The organism is Leptospira gomenensis, from assembly GCF_004770155.1.
In the GTDB taxonomy this organism is placed as follows: Bacteria; Spirochaetota; Leptospiria; order Leptospirales; family Leptospiraceae; genus Leptospira; species Leptospira gomenensis.
The window spans coordinates 126,571-143,245 of the sequence record NZ_RQFA01000061.1 but is presented as its reverse complement, the minus strand read 5'-3'; the positions used below and the strand labels follow the sequence as shown (position 1 = coordinate 143,245).

The 16,675-nt window shown below is 45.3% G+C and carries 15 protein-coding genes; 6 read left to right on the top strand and 9 right to left on the bottom strand.

Annotated features, from left to right (window positions below; translation table 11 throughout):
- Window positions 1–195: 195 nt before the first annotated feature.
- From EHQ17_RS13455 to EHQ17_RS13445, 3 genes are all read right to left on the bottom strand, one after another.
- Window positions 196–924: a sterol desaturase family protein gene (locus EHQ17_RS13455; protein WP_135592171.1), complete on the bottom strand. Its 729-nt coding sequence runs from the start codon at window positions 922–924 to the stop codon at window positions 196–198.
- A 128-nt stretch (window positions 925–1,052) separates the two neighbouring features.
- Window positions 1,053–2,162 carry a FecR domain-containing protein gene (locus EHQ17_RS13450; protein WP_135592169.1) on the bottom strand — a complete coding sequence of 370 codons (1,110 nt, stop codon included), beginning with the start codon at window positions 2,160–2,162 and terminating at the stop codon, window positions 1,053–1,055.
- A complete protein-coding gene (locus tag EHQ17_RS13445; RefSeq protein ID WP_167881092.1) occupies window positions 2,159–4,351 on the bottom strand; it encodes an EAL domain-containing protein in 2,193 nt (730 codons plus the stop codon). Before EHQ17_RS13445 ends, EHQ17_RS13450 begins: the two co-directional genes overlap by 4 nt.
- A gap of 197 nt (window positions 4,352–4,548) precedes the next feature.
- On the opposite strand from EHQ17_RS13445, the gene EHQ17_RS13440 reads away from it, so the two are divergent.
- Complete coding sequence (locus tag EHQ17_RS13440; protein ID WP_135592165.1) at window positions 4,549–5,490, top strand: sensor histidine kinase; 942 nt, start codon at window positions 4,549–4,551, stop codon at window positions 5,488–5,490.
- Window positions 5,491–5,595: 105 nt separating this feature from the next.
- Complete coding sequence (locus EHQ17_RS13435; protein WP_135592163.1) at window positions 5,596–6,006, top strand: STAS domain-containing protein; 411 nt, start codon at window positions 5,596–5,598, stop codon at window positions 6,004–6,006.
- A gap of 68 nt (window positions 6,007–6,074) precedes the next feature.
- Here the strand turns inward: EHQ17_RS13435 and EHQ17_RS13430 are convergent, their stop codons facing one another.
- The 3 genes from EHQ17_RS13430 to EHQ17_RS13420 all read right to left on the bottom strand — a co-directional run bounded on the left by EHQ17_RS13430 (window position 6,075) and on the right by EHQ17_RS13420 (window position 9,505).
- Complete coding sequence (locus EHQ17_RS13430; protein ID WP_135592161.1) at window positions 6,075–7,259, bottom strand: LB_137 family protein; 1,185 nt, start codon at window positions 7,257–7,259, stop codon at window positions 6,075–6,077.
- Window positions 7,260–7,482: 223 nt separating this feature from the next.
- Entirely contained in the window at window positions 7,483–7,986 is a 504-nt protein-coding gene (locus tag EHQ17_RS13425) for an Lcl C-terminal domain-containing protein (RefSeq protein WP_135592159.1), read from the bottom strand.
- A gap of 13 nt (window positions 7,987–7,999) precedes the next feature.
- Window positions 8,000–9,505: an Lcl domain-containing protein gene (locus EHQ17_RS13420; protein ID WP_167881091.1), complete on the bottom strand. Its 1,506-nt coding sequence runs from the start codon at window positions 9,503–9,505 to the stop codon at window positions 8,000–8,002.
- A gap of 412 nt (window positions 9,506–9,917) precedes the next feature.
- Here EHQ17_RS13420 and EHQ17_RS13415 point away from each other — a divergent pair, with 412 nt between their 5' ends.
- Entirely contained in the window at window positions 9,918–10,619 is a 702-nt protein-coding gene (locus EHQ17_RS13415; protein ID WP_135592155.1) for a LytR/AlgR family response regulator transcription factor, read from the top strand.
- A gap of 555 nt (window positions 10,620–11,174) precedes the next feature.
- On the top strand, window positions 11,175–11,711 hold the full coding sequence (locus tag EHQ17_RS13410; RefSeq protein ID WP_246057547.1) for a Pycsar system effector family protein: 537 nt from the start codon (window positions 11,175–11,177) through the stop codon (window positions 11,709–11,711).
- A gap of 68 nt (window positions 11,712–11,779) precedes the next feature.
- On the opposite strand, the gene EHQ17_RS13405 is transcribed toward EHQ17_RS13410, so the two are convergent.
- From EHQ17_RS13405 to EHQ17_RS13395, 3 genes are read right to left on the bottom strand one after another with little or no spacing between them, the layout of a single operon-like run.
- Complete coding sequence (locus EHQ17_RS13405; protein ID WP_135592153.1) at window positions 11,780–14,191, bottom strand: DNA polymerase domain-containing protein; 2,412 nt, start codon at window positions 14,189–14,191, stop codon at window positions 11,780–11,782.
- Window positions 14,184–14,453 carry a DUF8156 family protein gene (locus EHQ17_RS13400; RefSeq protein ID WP_135592151.1) on the bottom strand — a complete coding sequence of 90 codons (270 nt, stop codon included), beginning with the start codon at window positions 14,451–14,453 and terminating at the stop codon, window positions 14,184–14,186. The genes EHQ17_RS13405 and EHQ17_RS13400 overlap by 8 nt, the downstream gene beginning before the upstream one ends.
- A gap of 1 nt (window position 14,454) precedes the next feature.
- Entirely contained in the window at window positions 14,455–15,099 is a 645-nt protein-coding gene (locus tag EHQ17_RS13395; RefSeq protein WP_135592149.1) for a P-loop NTPase family protein, read from the bottom strand.
- A gap of 102 nt (window positions 15,100–15,201) precedes the next feature.
- Between EHQ17_RS13395 and EHQ17_RS20280 the strand changes: the two genes are divergently transcribed.
- On the top strand, window positions 15,202–15,327 hold the full coding sequence (locus tag EHQ17_RS20280) for a hypothetical protein (RefSeq protein WP_281276582.1): 126 nt from the start codon (window positions 15,202–15,204) through the stop codon (window positions 15,325–15,327).
- Between the two features lie 521 nt (window positions 15,328–15,848).
- Complete coding sequence (locus tag EHQ17_RS13390; protein WP_135592147.1) at window positions 15,849–16,628, top strand: hypothetical protein; 780 nt, start codon at window positions 15,849–15,851, stop codon at window positions 16,626–16,628.
- Window positions 16,629–16,675: the final 47 nt, after the last annotated feature.

The window sequence follows — 16,675 nt, the reverse complement described above, 5'->3', positions numbered from 1 at the left end:
TCTAATAAGCATTCAGACCTTGAGCTTTTGCATTTTGGAATCGGATTTCATTCCCCGGAAGGCGTCGTTCATTCCGAATTTCGAGTTATAAAAAAAGATTCGAAAAAGATTTTCCGGGAATTCGGCATCAGAATTTATAAAATCATAAATTCTGAATAGGAACGCGTCTCTATTCGGAGCCGATCCGTTCCGATTTCAGGGTTTAGTGACGTCTTTTGCCAGGTGCATATCCAAAACTTTCAAAGACGCTCCTTCGTAAAATCCCACTTCTTTGGGAAAGGAATCCGGGTTTTTGAAGGTTCCGAATAAAAAATCGAAAATAGGCGTGTTCCCGTAGTTGAAGGAATGAACTCCTTTTGCGTGATGAAGCGCGTGGTTTTCCGGTCTATGTATCAAAAAACCGAGCCAACGGGGCGTTTTTAGGTTCGCGTGTTGGAAAATGGAAAGAAAACTATGGAGTAGGCCCGCCCAAATCGCTACGTTAGCCGGAACTCCGATAAGAAATACGAGGGAGAAACTCGCCAAAAATGTGAAGCCGATCATGTCCGCTAAACTGAAGTAAAACGCTCCGTGTACGTCGAAACTTTCCGCGGAATGATGCATTTGGTGGAACACCCTCCAGATCGGCGAAAACGTGTGCATCGTTCGGTGCCAAACGTATTGACAGAGTTCGAAGGAAAGGAACGCGATGGGAAGCGAAACCCAAATCGGAAACGAGGTCAGATCCAAAACGGAATTTTCGGCGAGCCACTCGTCCCAGAACAAGGGAGCATATACGGCCACAGTCAGATAACAAAGTGTGGATACCGCTCCTCTCAACTTCCAGAATTTTGTTTTGGGGTATTCGTTCGCCTTAACGGCTTCTTCCAATAATGCGAAACATACGTAGACAACGACTATAAGTCGAATATACCAAAGATCCATACGTGATTCTCCGAGTGAATTGATTTTAGAGTTCTATCAATTCATCGACATATTAAAGAAGAAAAAAGCCGTGGAGCGGCGTGATTGGTTCCTTTGCGGAAGGTTTGATTCCCGAGGGGACGGGATTCCTACTTGGATACGGAAACTACTTCTTCTTCGTCGAAAACTTCTCTACCGGTTTTCGTATATACAATGATTTTCTTATATTCCGTTTCGATTCTACCTTTGACGACTCTTCCGTCCTTAAGATGAATCACCCAAGCGTCTTTAGCGGACGGATCGGTTTTGGTTTCGTTTCTGAAATAGCGAGACGCGTCGGTTTCAGCCTCATTTTCCGTATTCCGTTTTTCCAGGTTTTGGACGAGACGTTTCAGCTGGGTTTCCGTCAGTGAAATCTTTCTTACTTGCGGAAGTTTGGATTCGAATTCCATCGTTTCACCGGGTCGGGAAAGAGTTTCTCGAATTTGTTTGCCCGTCTCCGGAACGATGTATTCCGATTCCGCGGAACCTTCCAACAGAGTGAAGTATGCCTTTTGATTTCGGTAATCAAGAAGGATATGCGTTCCGGTCAATTGTACGTTCCAAGAACCGACTTTGAGTTTGGTTCCGTTCTTTTTCGTGGACGTTTCTTTGAGGTATACTTTTCCTTTTAAAATTTCCGTTTCCAAATCGGAACGATCCGCTCCCGCGACCTTGATCGTCAGGTCCGTGTTCGGAAAAACCCAAAACTCAGTTCTTCCGAAAGAGGAGGAATAAAAAAGTCTGCACTTCCTCGATAAATCCGCGATCCTCCAGGATTCAGCGGTTCTCTCGCGAAACATACAATCGTCCGCGGATAGAATGACTCCGGTGGTTGCGGAGACCCGGTTTTCGTTCCCGATGAAACTGCGCTCCTTCAACCAGGAAGAGAAACAAACGACTAAAATCAGAAACGCGAAACTCCATAACAATTCCTTACTATTGAATCGGAAAAAATCGGCGAACCTGGATTTTTTCTTCGTAACAATAGAAGTATCGGGAATATCGTAGATCGTATATAAGGAAAGGTTCGGGGTTTTATCCGAAACGTAACGATAAAAAGAGGAGTATTCCGTATAAGCGGCGTAAGGCGCCAGTTCCGCTTTGTGTTGTGAGATAAGGGCTTCGTTTTCGGAAACGTTCGAATAATCCTCGGAAGGACAAAGGGATTCCCGAAAGGCCCGGTGTTCCAGATATTTTTTGAATTCTTCCGAATTCATCGGATGCGCTCCGGAAAAAGGATTTCCGGAAGAGAATCCCGGGACAAGGGTTTGAAAACGTGAAACCCTTGGATCAACTCCACGCCGATGGAAAGAAGGTAGAGAAACTGTTTTTCGTTTTCCACTCCTTCCGCGATCACCTTTAGTTCCATCAAAGAAGCGATTTCCAAAATCGAATTTACGATCAGTCGATCCAAGGAATTTTCGGTAACCCCTTTGATGAAGGCCTTGTCGATTTTGACGAATTCGACCGGAACCGATTTCAGAAGATTGAAGGACGAATAACCAGTACCGAAGTCGTCCAACGAAAAGGAGATTCCGATATTCTGCAGAACCTGGATCGTATATCTACAGATTTCGCCGTCGATCATTTCCGAATTTTCGGTGATTTCGATCACGACTCTGGAAACGATCCGCTTCCAGTCTTCGGAAAATTCCTTTGCGATATTCAACAACGATTCCGAAAACTCCAAACGAGAAAGTTGTTCCGGAGAAATATTGATCGCAACCTTGGTTCTTAAGTTTCCGTTGGATTGCAGTTCGGAGATGAGTCGAAGCGCGTCGAGAAAGGAACGTCTTCCTAATTCCAAAAGGGAATCCAAGTCCGGATTTTTCCCCAAAAAATCGTTCGGAAAAAAGATGCGACCCTCGGATTCCAAACGCGCCAGGGATTCCAAAAGTGGAATTTCACCGGTGCGTACGTCGATGATCGGTTGATATTGAAAAAAAAGTTTTTGATCGGATTCCGTTTTGGGTGGATTCGAAAGAAAATCCGCAAAACTCTTTTTGCGTCGTAAATCGTCGTTCGCGTCGAAGGTGAATTTTCCGCGAATGGGTTTTCGTTCCAGAATTTCCAAAGCGAGTCGTATCGAAGTTTCGAGATCCGATTTTTTTTCCGATTCGATCGAAGCGATTCCCATAGAAACCAAAAACGAAACTTCGTCCCGTCCGATCCTATGTTTTTTAGAAAGAGTTTTTCCGATTCGATCCTTGATCCGATCGATTTGATTCCTATCGTTTTCGAAATCGAAAACGAAAACGAATGTGTCCTTGGCGAGTTCCGAGAACACCAGGTTTTTCGAAGACGAAGCCCTGTAGATCACCGCCCCAACGAGGTTCACGATTTTTTTCGTGTCCCATTCCTCCTTGGAGGACCAGAGTTTGAGTAAAAGAATATACGGGTTTTCGAACTTGCCCTTGGAAAGTAGGGAAGAACGGATCCGCTCCGAGATCGGGCCCGTTTCAAAAGATTCAAAAAACGGAATATTTGCTACGGGAATTTCGTTTTTGATCTTTCGAATCGTATGAAATACTTCCTGCAGTCCGAACGCGTTGTAGATTTTTTTGACGGATATGATTTCCGATCCGATCGCTTCCGGACCGTCCATAAACAAACGCGAGAATCTCGCATAGGAAGCCGCGCCGTTTGCGATCATGCAGATTCTGTTGGATAAGAATAGGGAAGGTTTTTGATTGTCTCGATGGGAACCGGCTAACAGCGATTCGCCGTTTTTCGTCAGTAAAAAATGATCCGCGGTTCCTCTCCGTAATCCCAAAAATATTTCCAGAAGGTGGGCGGACAAAGGAAAAATCTCCGCGCGTTTTCGTTTCGGTGCGGATTCGTCTCCGGAAAAGGATTCGGAGAGAACGAAATTCTTCCGACCGATCCGTAGTAAAAGTTGGATTCGCTCGATCGGAAGTTCGTAACGATTCGCAAAAAGACGAAGCGAGTCCAGGGTCTCCTCGTAGAGTTGTGTCTGTTCCCGATCGAAACGAAACTCCCTAGGAAAAAAATTCCTGGAAGTTTCACGATCTATATCGAGGACGTTTCTGTTTTTTCTGTACTCGTAATCCCAAACGATAAAATCGACTCCGTTGGGATCGGGATGAATTTCAAAATCGCTTTCGAATACGATTTCGCGAACGGAGGAATGTGAGACGGAAGAAAGCGCGCCGGTGAGGGCGATTCCATTTTGAGAAAGTAAGGTCGCCCTGCAGCTCGATCCGCTTTCGATAAAACGAATCCGATCGATCGGGTTTCCTTCGAGATCGAGGAAATAAAGAAATCGTTTGGAGGTCTCATCCTCCCAAGGATCGATACGGATCGAAAAGGAGTCGAATTCTTCCCCTAAAAAGGGAGCGAAAGTATCCGGTGCGACGTCGTTATCCGTATAAGTGGCGATTTGCATTTCTAACTCGTGATTGGACATTCTTTTAGACGTCGATTGATGTGAATTTATACCGAGTCCTTGAAAAGCCAAGTATTAAAAACTTCCGCGGAATTTTACTCGATTTTTCGAAGATTGAATTGCCACACAAAAGGAATGAACGACTCTAAAATGGGAATGTACGTTTCTTTCTTTTTGAGAAAGCGTTTTTTTTCTCAGTGATCGTAACGAACCCGGTTTGGAATATGGACAAGATGGGAAAAAGAGGAACTTTATTTTCTTTGTTCTTCGATAAAAAAGGAACCTTCGTATGGAACGGAACTTTGTGTCTTCTTTCCGGTTCGGGGATTTATTTTTCTCTGCGAGAATCTTCCTCTCCCACCCCCGTTTTTTATTTTCTCATTTTATGTTTTTTCCTTCCTTTTTCGTTTTTACTAATTTTCATTTTATATCTCGCGTTGAATCGGAAAAATAAAGAAGTGGAATCGTTCGAAGAAACGGAAAATTCCGCCTCGGAACGTTCCTTTCTCGGATCTCGGATTTATAATTTGAGAATGACTCCGCACTTTCTTTTCAATTCGTTGATGACGCTTCGGATTTACATGGAAGGGGAACGAGCCGACGCGATCGATTACTTGGATAGTTTGTCCAATATGCTCCGCTATTCGTTTCGTTTCGTGGACAGGGAACGGGTTTCCATCAGCGAGGAATTGGATTTCACTCTTTCTTACTTCGATCTTATCAAAGAAAAGGCGAAACGTCCGTTTCGGATCCTTTTGAAAAAAGGGGAAGATCTGGAATTGGGAGAAGTTTTTATCCCTCCGTTTCTGATCCAAACCTTGGTGGAAAATTCCATCAAACACGCCGTGTTAAAATCCAATTCCACGGTGACGATAGAAATCCTGATTCAAAAATCTTCCGCGGATCGAATCTGCATCGTAGTGCGCGACGACGGGCCGGGAGCGAAAATCGCGGGAGCGTTCTCTTCGGGAACGTTCTTTTTTCTCAAGAGAAGACTGAACGAAATCTGTTCCCAATCCGATTTGAAAATCGAGAGTTCTCCCGGTGAAGGTTTTAAAACGGAAATTTCCTTTCATAACGCACATTCGACACGGGAAATGAAAAAAAGCCCCGTTTCCGGAAAGGAAATTTCTTTCTAATCCTACTCCGATTCACGATCCTTGTTTGATCGATTTAGGATGTGTGCGTTTCTATCGGTGGAATTCTCCGCGACGAACCGTCTAAACTATTGTTCGGAGTAAGACATGACTTTTGAAAACGGCGAAATAGACTATTCTACGAACGAAATGAAGATTTCGATCGAGGAATTTTCCGGTTTCCAATCGGACGACGGCTCGAAGTGTTTCATCGTCAAGGTAATCGGGGAAGTGAATATTTTTTCCGCCAAGAACCTCAAGACGTTGATAGAAGATATCGCGAAAGAAGGGAATCGTAAGATATGTCTGGATTTCGCGGATCTTCGTTATCTGGATTCCTCCGGAATCGCGGTTCTCATCGGTGCTTACGCGTTGTTGAGGAGAATAAATTCCGATCTGATCCTTTTTTCCATCGCGCCGCAGATCGATCGTATCTTCGAAATGACCCGCTTGAAACCTTTGTTTAAGATCGCAGCTAACGCGGATGAGGCGACGCGAAAGGCGGCGGGAAAACTTTGATTCGTTTTTTTAAACGGAAATCGCGACTACGATCACAACCTTAAGCGAAACTACATCCGCTACTAAATCTAAAACCGCAACTGAAACCGGATCTGAGCCGCAGTTTCCGAATTAGGATAAACTCGATTCGTAGTTCCCAACGGAAAACGAAACGTCGGAATTACGCTGAACGCGGATTCGTTTCGGTTCGCCAAAAAAGAATTTAAAAACCATAGATCCAAAAAATTAAAGACGTAAAACAAGGAGGTAAGAATCAAAAGAGAACGATTGTTGTTTTTGTGTTGGTAGTACGCTTCGTAACTGAAGTCGGCCTGAATCAATCCGTAATCTCCCCCCAACAATATACATTTTTCATTGTACGCTTTCTGTTTATGAAGTTCTTTTTTTCCGCGTTCGTATTCGTATTCCGCTCCGAGTGCGGCGACGACGGTGGAAGCCAGAAGGGAGACTCCCATTTTTTTTCTTCCGGTTCGTATTTGATAACTTCCGGGGACGAAATATTCGTAAAGTTTTGCGCGCGGGGATCGAGGACGGAGTTCGTCGGTTTGGTCCCAGATCCGTGTCGGTGTTTCGGCCGGTTGCGTTTCCGGTTCGTTTCGGTTTTGATATTGGACTTTAACGATCTTTGAATTCGGAATTTTTGTCCTGGCTCCGTTTTCTAAAAACGTAGTTTTCTGAGCGTCTATTTCCGAAAGAATTCCGGATTTGGTCGTTCCGTCTTTGAGAAAAATTTGTACCGGATATTCGACGAAAACGTTCTTATACTTTTTTTTTGCGGGAGGGAAGCCGTGTTCTGCGGAAAGCAGATTCTGCAATTCGACGGATCGAAGTTCCGAACTTTTTTCGTCGTAGTAGATGAATCTCTTTTTCGAGTCCGTTCCTAAAAAGATGCATTCGTTTTCCTCGGGATGTTCGGTCGTTTTTATTTTTGTAGGTATTCCGTTGAATCCGATTTCGATGTTGTATATCTGATCCGATCGAAGTTCCGAGATTCCGTCCGGTGTTGAAATGAGGATTCCGTTTTTCTTATATTCGATGACCTTGCCGATCACGGCGCTTCTGTCTTTGAGTAAAATCGTGTCGGCGGCGAGAGGGAAGACGAAGGTCGTCAGGACCAAGAACGCGTATTTTGCGGGAAGAACGGGAGCATATCGTTTTCGGGATGTTTCAAACGTAGGATACGTAAACGTCGCTACGCGGAAGAGAAATAGGATGCGGTTTCGTAAGCCGCGAGCAACCGGATTCTGGAACATGAAACGATACGCGAAAACGGCGTCGAATTTCGGTCGAAACGCGCCCGACTCGTTCTGGGCGAGGTTTTTTTCCGTCGATTGAAATCGACGGAAAACAGTTTCGAAATTCCGACCCGCTTTCCAGTTTTATTCCGCCGCTCCGCTTAACAATCGAATTTAAACGTCGCGGGATCGAAATTTTTCTCCCGCATTCGTTTTTATCGGCCGTTCGTTCGTTTTTATATCAGGGTCCGGAGACACAACGGACATAATGAAGATTGGTTTTCGTTTCTCCGTCGCTTCCCCCCATATCGAAGTCGATGATGAGGGCGATATGTCTTCCTCCATCCGCTCCTCCGTCGTTCGGGTGAGTGGTCGAGGTCCAATAAAAGGAATCATCGGCTCCGGGTGTGTTCGGAAAGGAAGACGCCGTGATTGCGGGAGCTTCCGCGCCGAAGTTTACGATCGAATAGAGTTCCTTGATATTGGGAAGTCTCCAAACGAGCCCGTTCGTCGTAAGAGTATTACAATAATCCAATGCCGCCTGCCAGTTGACGGTGGTAGCCGTTCCGGAACAGGCTGTTGCCGGATCCTGACCAAGGCTACACTGGGTCCATGTCAATCCCGTCGTTGAATCGAATACGGTTCCCACTCCCGGATTAAACGGACCGATAGAAGGACGTTCCGCAACTACAAGCAAAAGAAGGGATGCGATTAAAAGCGCGTATGTGTATTTCATTTGTTTCATCGGTTCCTTCTCCTTAAAGACTCGTTACACAAAGGTGGTAATAATTCGTATTCAACGTTTTGGTTTGATTTTGCGTTTTGCCGGCGAAGATGCTGATCTTAAACGCATTGTCTTTGTTGCTCGCTCTGGATCTGGTCGTGGAGGACCAGTAAAAACTTCCGGTTCTTATGTTATCCGGAAAGAAAGCTACGGGGATCATATAATCGCCCACGAAGGAATAATCCAAGATAGACAACATTTCGCGGATCGTAGGAACTCTCCATCCCTGTTTTCCCGCGTATCCGGCTCCGCCGTTCATGGTATCGTACGCTTTACATCTTTGGATCGCTTGCGACCAAGTGGCTTGGAGTGCTCCGTAAGGCGCCGCACCGCCTGCTCCTTGACAATTTCCGGAACCGGGAGACCAAACCTGTCCGTGCACACAAGAGGCCCATGTCAATCCGGTCAATCCATGTCTTGTGATCGGATCGGAAGGATACGAGCCGCTCGTGATCGGACCGACCATCGTTGCGCTTGGAGAATTTCCGACAATCGATCCGTCCATTCCCTTGCCTACACAACTGACCGGCGCTCCTGTCGTATCCCAACAACCGGTTTGTCCCGTGTCGGAGATCAGGGACGTTCCCAAATCCGCGAGCGTCCCGCTGGTCGCCACTTTGTTCGCGTTGAGAAAGTTTCCCGCTACGTCGGTCACACTGGACGCTACGAGAGTCCATCGGAACGAAAAATTGTCCGGTAAATATCGAAGATTGATCGTAAGCTCCCGATCGGAATCCCAAGTATGAGTGAAGTTAAAGGCGGGAAACGGAACAAACGTCGCGCTTGCGATCCGATCCTCGAACGTAACCGTAGGCGTCCTGGAAGTATCCATCGGTTCGTCGAACTCGAAATACAAGGTAAACGTTCCGGTGCTGTAGCCGGAGCTTCCATTGACCGGATTGAAGGTGACGATGGTGGGCGCAGTCGTATCCGGAACGGCGGATATCGTAGCTGTGGTATTCGGATTCGTGAAGCCGCCGGGTAACAAGGCGACTAACGTAGGATCCGAAGGTTGTGCGACAACGCTCGCGGACCCGATCGCCAATCTGGTCGCCAGTCCTTTGCTTCCCGCCGTGTTCGAAATAGAAAGTATTGCCGCGTCGGACGAACTCCAATCCACTCTGTCGGTAACCTCCGACTGAAGTACGCCGTCCGTATAATGAAAGGCTCTGAACTGCATCGTATTTCCGTCCGCGTATCCGGTCGGGGAACTCGGATCGATCACGATACTTTGAACCGGAGCGGGACCGGGTGTTGTAGGAGGGGAAGGGGGAGCACCACCGCCCTGTTGATCGACGGTTTCCGACTGTTTACTCGGGTGAAGCAGTGAAAAAAAAAGGGTTTCCCCGTTCGGGTTTTCAGTAAGGCAAAATTGTGAAAAAGTCGAGGCAAAAAGGATGAGGATCAACTTCGCCGTTTTTGATCGAAATCCTTCGTTCGAACTTCTGAATTTTCTTTTATCGCAAATATCTTTTCTCATCCAGCGTTTCCCCCGAAATGAATACATTATAAAAACTTAATGTATTTGAAAGTTCTGTTTATTTATGACGTGAAACCTTTCATAAAAATTATGAATGAAAAGTACTATTTGACTACTTTTTACGCCCAAAGAAGAAGCGCTTGTTCCACGGGAATATACGCCTCATTTTTGGGAATAAAAAATTGACTTAACTGCGAAACGAGGTTAAGGTTTATGTAATTTATTTTCGAAGTAATATGCTGCATTATAGGACGCTTATTTTCGTCGGATTCTTCAATAAAGCGGAATGAAGCGCTTGTTTTGGGGAATGAAACGCAAGGCATTCCCGTTAATACGAATAGACAGCGTATGTTTTTTTTCAAATATAGGTCGAAAGGTTTATCTCAAGCCTTGAGTTTCTAGGGTTGGAAGTATGGATAAGTTGTATAAAACGGTAATCATCGAGGACGATTCGAGCATCAGTGATTTTATAAAAAAAGAAGTCGAAAATCACGGTAAATTCGACGTGGTCGGAACGTTTGATCGGGGTTCGGATGCGTTGCGTTTTCTGATCGAAAACAAGGTGGATTTGCTTCTTCTGGACATCGAACTTCCCGATTTTAACGGTTTCGATATTCTGAAAGAGTTGGACGAGCCTCCTTTGACGATATCCGTGACCGGATACGAAGGAAACGCGAAAACGGCTTACGATTACGGAAACATCGATTACGTTACGAAACCGATCGTTCCGGAGAGGCTTTACAAGGCTTTGGACAGGGCCTACGAAAAGGTTTCTTCCATGAAAGGGGTTTCGATCCACAACTATGGAACCAAATTTAAGGGCGTGGACAGGAACGTTTTCGTGACGTATTCCAACATAGTTTATATTTCGTCTAACGGTAAACATTCGATTCTGCATACCGTTGACGACGGGATCGAAGTGATCGGTACCCTGAAGGATCTGGAACCCAAATTGTCCATGGGAAAATTCAGAAGGGTTCACAAACAATATATTATAAATATGGAATATTTGGCGCACATCGAATATTTCAGCGGCGGTTCGCACGTCGCCTACATGAAAGACGAAGAAAAAAGTCAGGTTCCCGTCAGCAGAATATATCTTTCCGGAATTTAAAAATCGAAGCGGATGATTCTTGTATCGTCCGCGCTCTTACTTTTCTTTCCTTTTTTTGGAACCAAACCTCTTGTCCGGGGAACGACCTGGTCTCCTACGGGAGCCAAGGCGTTTTCGTTTTTTGCGGCTTCGTGTTATCCTATGGTAAGCGACTTGAGTCGATATTTAATGCGTTTTCAAATTTCCGGTCGGGTTTCCGTTTCCTCGCAAACAACTTCGCGGGGAGTGGAGTTCGCAAAGAAGGATGAATTTCTCCGTATTAAGAATCCGATCTTGAAAGCACCGAAACGCCGGTAGTAGTTTTGCAATTTTGGGGATAGGGCGAGGCCCTATCGGTGTTTCCGAAAACGAAAGTGCGAACCTGTTTTCGGTTTAACGGACGTTTTGCGGTATCATTTTTCATTCTAAACTTCTTCATTCGTCCGCCCTGTCGTAGTCTTAAGAAATCGGCAGGGCGACTTTTCTTGCCTTTTTAGGTCGAATCCGATCGTTTTCGCTTTAAAACTGATTTTCTATTTTCGTGCACGATTCGAATCTGGCCACGATAAAGACTCTATGCAGACTGAATACTTTTCCAATATACGCTCCCGTTCCTCGGTCGATTATCTTTTACGGACCGTTCATCAGCATCACGTCCAGCTGAGTCTTATGGCGGATCAGAAGGCCAATATTCTGATCGCCGCCTCTTTCGTTATTTTGTCCTTGGCTCTCGGGTTTCTTCAAAGAGGGACCTACGTGACCGGTATCGTGATCTTGATGGCTTTTATCGCGGTCGCCGCTTCGCTGGCGATTTTTGCGGTTATGCCTCTTTCCAGTCCGGATAAGGTCAAACGCGAGAATCCTCTTTTTTTCGGCAACTTCGCTTCGACCGACGAGGATACGTTTTTTGCGAATTTGGAATCGACTTTGGAAACGGATGCGTCTTTGTATCGGGCGATTTCCAGGGATATTTATCAGATGGGAAGGACGATTTATTATACGAAGTATAGATATCTCCGTTGGAGTTACCGATTTTTTTTATCCGGTTTTTTTAGCGGAGGCACGCTGATCGTGTTCGAAATCCTCGGTTGGGTTCCGTCCCTGGCGCTTTGATAGCGCTTTAGTATATTGTTATTTTTGAATATAGTAATCCTGCCGAAAAATTTTTCCGTATATGTATTTCAAATTCCGGCGAGTCCCGATCCGTAATAACTTCTCAACGCACCCGTAAACTCCTTACCGAAAGGAAGCCATCTTTGATCGTCTAACAAAGATTCGAAATCGGAAAAAGAGGCGAAGGGTGCCCATACTTCCCGAAACGATGCGACGAGAAGTTTTCTGTAATACGTTCGATCCCAATGGATTTCTTCGGATGCGGTTTCGGATTTTTTAGGTACGACGGAAGGTTTTGCGGAGGTTCGTTCCTTTTTTTTCATCATCTGTAGCGCTTCTTCCGGAAGATACCATCGATCCTTACGTTTTCCTTTCCTATTTAGGACCAAATAACGGATCTTTTCGCCGGCTTGAACGTCGATTCCCAATTCTTTGAGGCGGAGTAGGGAAAGGGAAGAGGCTCCGTCCACTTCGTATTCCTCCAAGGTTTTGGAAGTCGATCTTCTGACCAGTAGATCTTCGGTCTCGACGGTTCCTTTTTTAAGTTTGAGATCATATCTATTATAAATTTCTAATATTTCGGTTTCTGAATTTTTAAGTTCTTCGACCCGGACTTTTCCGCACATCCATTCCAACATTTCGTTTTGCGCGGTTTTGACGATTGAGGGAAGATCTTTTCTTCTGGATCCGATTCCCCTAAATTTCAGTTTTCCGTTTTCGAATCTTCCCATATAACGGTTTGCCACGGGCATTTTGTGGTCCTGGGAAGAGGAAGGGAACAACAACCAGGTGTAAACCCCATCGACGTCTATTCTGATTCCCGTTTTCGATTGTATTTCTTCGCAGAGAGAATTCAACTCCTCTCGGGAAAAAGTGGACGAGTCCGTTTTTCGGATAAAGATGCTGTCGGTGATCGCGTGTACGAATCCGTAACCTCTCTCTTCCGCACATTCTTTGGCGGTAAGAAGTTTTTCCCGGGCGAAGGCGTTCACGCTTTCATGGCTTTCCAGACGTCCGAATTTGGCGTTTCTATATCCGAGATATCCGAACGAAGTCACCAACATCCATTTAAGGCTGTTTTGTTTTTGTTCGTATTCTCCGAGTTTCGATGTTTCCTTGCGCTCCTTTATTCCTATTTTATAATATTCTCTTCTTTTTAATACGTGTTTCAGGGCTTGTGAGACGATTCCGCGTCTTCGTACGCAGATCCTGTATCCGAGTCCGGGTACGATCTTCGCTTTCCGGTTTTTTTCGCAACATACGCAGTTGACGCATTCGGGCGAGATGTTGTGGTTCACCATGATACTGGGATACATCTGTGCGAAGTCGAGCTGAGCTACGTTTTCGAAAACGGATCCGTCGGAGATATCGGGTTGGAATACGAGTCCTCCTTTGTCCGCCTCTAACAGCTGTAAGGCGGTTTTGGGGGATTCTACCGCGCTTTTTTGCCAGGGAACGAGATAACCTTTTCTCAAGGCGACGTCAACTTCGATGCTCGTAAGCGCTTTGCCGGTGGATGCCCTGGACATCTTTTGTATCGGTAGTCTGGAAAGGCGCGCCAATTCTATTATCCCCAGTAGATCGGCTTCCCTATGTACGAAACTGTTTTGAGAATCTATATGCCATCTTCCGAATAAAGGATAAGAAGGCGCGCGATAGACTATGGTTCCGTATGTGTTGTAACTAGTACCTTTTGTTTGAACGTGTCTTCGGATCGGCGCGGTTTTGTCCCTGTCGAAGGCGGGAAAAATCCTCAATTTCTGAGATTGGGAGAATAAATACGGAAAGATGGTATGATCGCCAAACGTCGATAATACGATGTCCGGATCTTCCGTTTTGAATATACGGTCGATTTCTTGTAAAAGTTCTTTGGGATTTTTACCCGAAAGCTCGTGGAAGTTATCCTCGCATCGTAATACGATCGAGTTGTGTTTCATGTCGATGCGATGACTTCGCGAAAGGCTCATATACATCGTTTTGAGTTTCGGAACGGAATATTCCATATCTTCGATACGATTGTGAACTTCGACGTCGCGTACTCTTCTCCCGAATTTCTCCTCCGAATAGGTGAGTTTTAATTCACACAAGGGGAAAAGGCCTTTAGAAACCATGTAACTCGTAGGAACTTCTATGTCGGAATGATATATGTCGAATTTTCCGTAAAGTGCGTATAGTTTTCGGGAAACCCGGGAAAGTACGGACGGTCGGGAGATAGTAAGTTGTAGAACTTCGACTTTTTCGTTTTCGTAAAAAAGTTTTTTACTCGTGTAGACGGGGATTTCCGCGAGAGCGTCCAGTTGATAAAAGCGGTGTACGAGTTTTTTGAGAACGGATTCTTCGCCTCTTGCGTAGACGATCGGTTGATAGAAATCGTAGAAAAGACGCGCGTTTCCGTCTTCGTCTTTGATCCAAAGGTGGATCTTGTCTTCTATGTGATAGATATCGAATAAACTTCCCTTGACGATTTCCGAATTATTCATCTCCTTTAGAAACCTTATATTCTCCGAATTCCTTTTTGAGTTTGTGTATTTCCTTTTTCAGATCGATCATCATCGTAAGTAGCATAATGTCGATCGGGTATGGGCCGGAGGCCATAACTCCCGCCTGAACCTGTAGTTTCGCGATTCGGATCAGGTCGTCGAAGATTTCCTGATCCGGTTTGCGAAGTCCTCTTCTGAATTCGAGAAGTTCGGATTCCACCTGTTGCATTTGTCTGGAATAAGGCGTTACGGTTCTGCCCATATTATTGCGTTACGCCCTTTCGTTCCTGTGAAACCGATACGTTATCCGAAACCGATCGCTTTCTGGTTTTAAGATAGGAAAGTTTGTCTTCGGTCCTTAGTTCCCAAAGATCGGAAGCCGTTTGTATCAGTTGCGGAAAAAAATTTTCGAAAGTCGGATGAGGGTAGTGTAGGGATTCCACGACGAGGATCGGGAATCGTTCGGATTGTAGTTCCTGTAAAATCGAAAGCATACGCTGTAATAAAAACCTTCCTTCGTCCTCTTGAACGTCTCCGTCGAAGAACTGTTTGCAGGGAGCGAGAAGAAAGTAGATCGTGTTTTTCGGATTTTGCGCGGAGATCGCGCGTAACGAATCCAATATCTGATACGGGGTAAAGGCTCTTTGTACGAGAATGTTTTCGAGCAGGGACTCTGGAGGTACGTTTCGTTTTCTCGTCTCTGCGGTGATTACGAAAGGGTTGAATCGGATCGCGCAGTCGAGGTTGAAAATCTTGAATCCCGATACGGCGAACGCGTATTCCCATTGTAATGCGAGTCGATAAATCCCTGACTTTCCGGTGAGAATTCCTATACCACTCCGTTCCCAACTGAGAATCGGATGATACAGGTGGTCGCTGACTGCGGTCGGAAAGGTGGGTAAATCCATAAATACTTACTATATGATATGTATATAAATGTAAAGTATTTTTTTATCATTTGGGAAAATGGTCGTGGATTTTGTTTCTTGGATCCGATGTGTGGAAGAAGTTTGAGCGGGAGGGAAGCCGTCCATATCGGATCCAGCGTGGGAACTCTCACAGGTTTGTGGAAGGAAGGAATTTTGTATCCCGGGGAAATGTGTTTCGTTTCCAGAAGTTTTATGGTGGGTGGGTAGGAACTCCTCTTTCCCTGTATTTGTTTAAAATGCAAAGTCACAGGAACGGATGCGGTCCTCCGACACAACAGTTGTCGCACGGAGAAACGAGCGGTCGGAACTGTGGGAACTCTCACACCTCCCGTTGGAAAAAGAAAAACGTTCTTTTAGGAGAAATGCGGGAACTCACACCGTCTCCGAAAAAATCGTGCATCCGTCGCGATTGCCGAATTGCCGACGTCTTCGGTTTTATATCGCAAAAGAAGAATTTTCCGGAGTTTTTTTCGAAAAATCAGCTCTCAGCTTCCATAGTCTCGATCGCATAATTTTTCGCGTTAGTCATGCTTCCTGTGACGTTCGAATTATAAATTCGGCGAAAGAAATTCTAAACTTCATGAAATCCTAAATTTCTTTTCCAGCCCATTTAAATTTTTTTCAGTTCTCTCTGTCCGATATGAATTCCGATCCGAATATCTCCTAATAAAGTTCCTAAACATACAAGACGCGCGGGATAGGAAAGAAAAACACAAAAGGATTCTGGAATGAAAAAGAAACGATTCGTCTTACTCGGGTTGATCTTGTTTACGGTGACTTGCTCGACCCCGAGAAAAATTTTAAAACTTCCAACGGAACCGATCCCTCCGAAGACGTTGCAAGGTAAGGTGGTGTTCGCCGGAACGTTACTGCCTGCGTCGCCTTTGTATTTTAGTTCGGGTAGAATGCGTTATACGCTTCATGTACGAAGACCGCATATCGTAACTCCACAGTTTGCACAGATTCTTCCTTCGGATATCGGATCCAAGATTGAATATCCGTCGCCGATTCCAGCGGCTTCCCAACAACTGGACGTCAAGTTGAAGGAATCGGGAATGTCGGGTGATTATCATCGTCTTGACGGATTTCCGCACGTGTTCGATACGATCGATAATCCGAAACAGATGGATCCGATGACGCTCGAGGTGCTTAATTCCAACTTCAAAGGGGATTATTATCTTGTTCTCGTTTCTTCGATCGAAGAGGCCAATCAACCTACGATCTTTAATCTTATGAACTTCAGTCTTTCCGTCGCGTACCAACTCATCCTCTACGATAAGTCCGGTTTAAAACTTTTTCATAAGAATTACGCGCTCAGGTTCGACAAAGTGGAAATGTCCTATCTGGAAGTGCCTACGTATTACTTTTATCTGTTGAAGGGATTGGTTCTTCTTAAGGGAACGATCGCTCAGGATCTTGCGTTTATCAAAACGGCCAAACCTTCCGCACAATCGATTCAGTCGCATAAGTTCGAACCGAAAGCGACCGATACCGCGTCGGTTCTGTAGATTTTTTACGAGGTTGTTTGGGAAGGAACACGGAAAAGATAAACGGG

What these genes read in the sequence shown, in the direction of transcription:
- EHQ17_RS13415 (WP_135592155.1), top strand. Translation starts at nt 9,918, where the DNA reads ATGGATAAGTTGTATAAAACGGTAATCATCGAGGACGATTCGAGCATC.
- EHQ17_RS13455 (WP_135592171.1), bottom strand. Translation starts at nt 924, where the DNA reads ATGGATCTTTGGTATATTCGACTTATAGTCGTTGTCTACGTATGTTTC.
- EHQ17_RS13395 (WP_135592149.1), bottom strand. Translation starts at nt 15,099, where the DNA reads ATGGATTTACCCACCTTTCCGACCGCAGTCAGCGACCACCTGTATCAT.
- EHQ17_RS13430 (WP_135592161.1), bottom strand. Translation starts at nt 7,259, where the DNA reads ATGTTCCAGAATCCGGTTGCTCGCGGCTTACGAAACCGCATCCTATTT.
- EHQ17_RS13445 (WP_167881092.1), bottom strand. Translation starts at nt 4,351, where the DNA reads ATGCAAATCGCCACTTATACGGATAACGACGTCGCACCGGATACTTTC.
- EHQ17_RS13425 (WP_135592159.1), bottom strand. Translation starts at nt 7,986, where the DNA reads ATGAAACAAATGAAATACACATACGCGCTTTTAATCGCATCCCTTCTT.
- EHQ17_RS13420 (WP_167881091.1), bottom strand. Translation starts at nt 9,505, where the DNA reads ATGAGAAAAGATATTTGCGATAAAAGAAAATTCAGAAGTTCGAACGAA.
- EHQ17_RS13450 (WP_135592169.1), bottom strand. Translation starts at nt 2,162, where the DNA reads ATGAATTCGGAAGAATTCAAAAAATATCTGGAACACCGGGCCTTTCGG.
- EHQ17_RS13390 (WP_135592147.1), top strand. Translation starts at nt 15,849, where the DNA reads ATGAAAAAGAAACGATTCGTCTTACTCGGGTTGATCTTGTTTACGGTG.
- EHQ17_RS13400 (WP_135592151.1), bottom strand. Translation starts at nt 14,453, where the DNA reads ATGGGCAGAACCGTAACGCCTTATTCCAGACAAATGCAACAGGTGGAA.
- EHQ17_RS13410 (WP_246057547.1), top strand. Translation starts at nt 11,175, where the DNA reads ATGCAGACTGAATACTTTTCCAATATACGCTCCCGTTCCTCGGTCGAT.
- EHQ17_RS13435 (WP_135592163.1), top strand. Translation starts at nt 5,596, where the DNA reads ATGACTTTTGAAAACGGCGAAATAGACTATTCTACGAACGAAATGAAG.
- EHQ17_RS13405 (WP_135592153.1), bottom strand. Translation starts at nt 14,191, where the DNA reads ATGAATAATTCGGAAATCGTCAAGGGAAGTTTATTCGATATCTATCAC.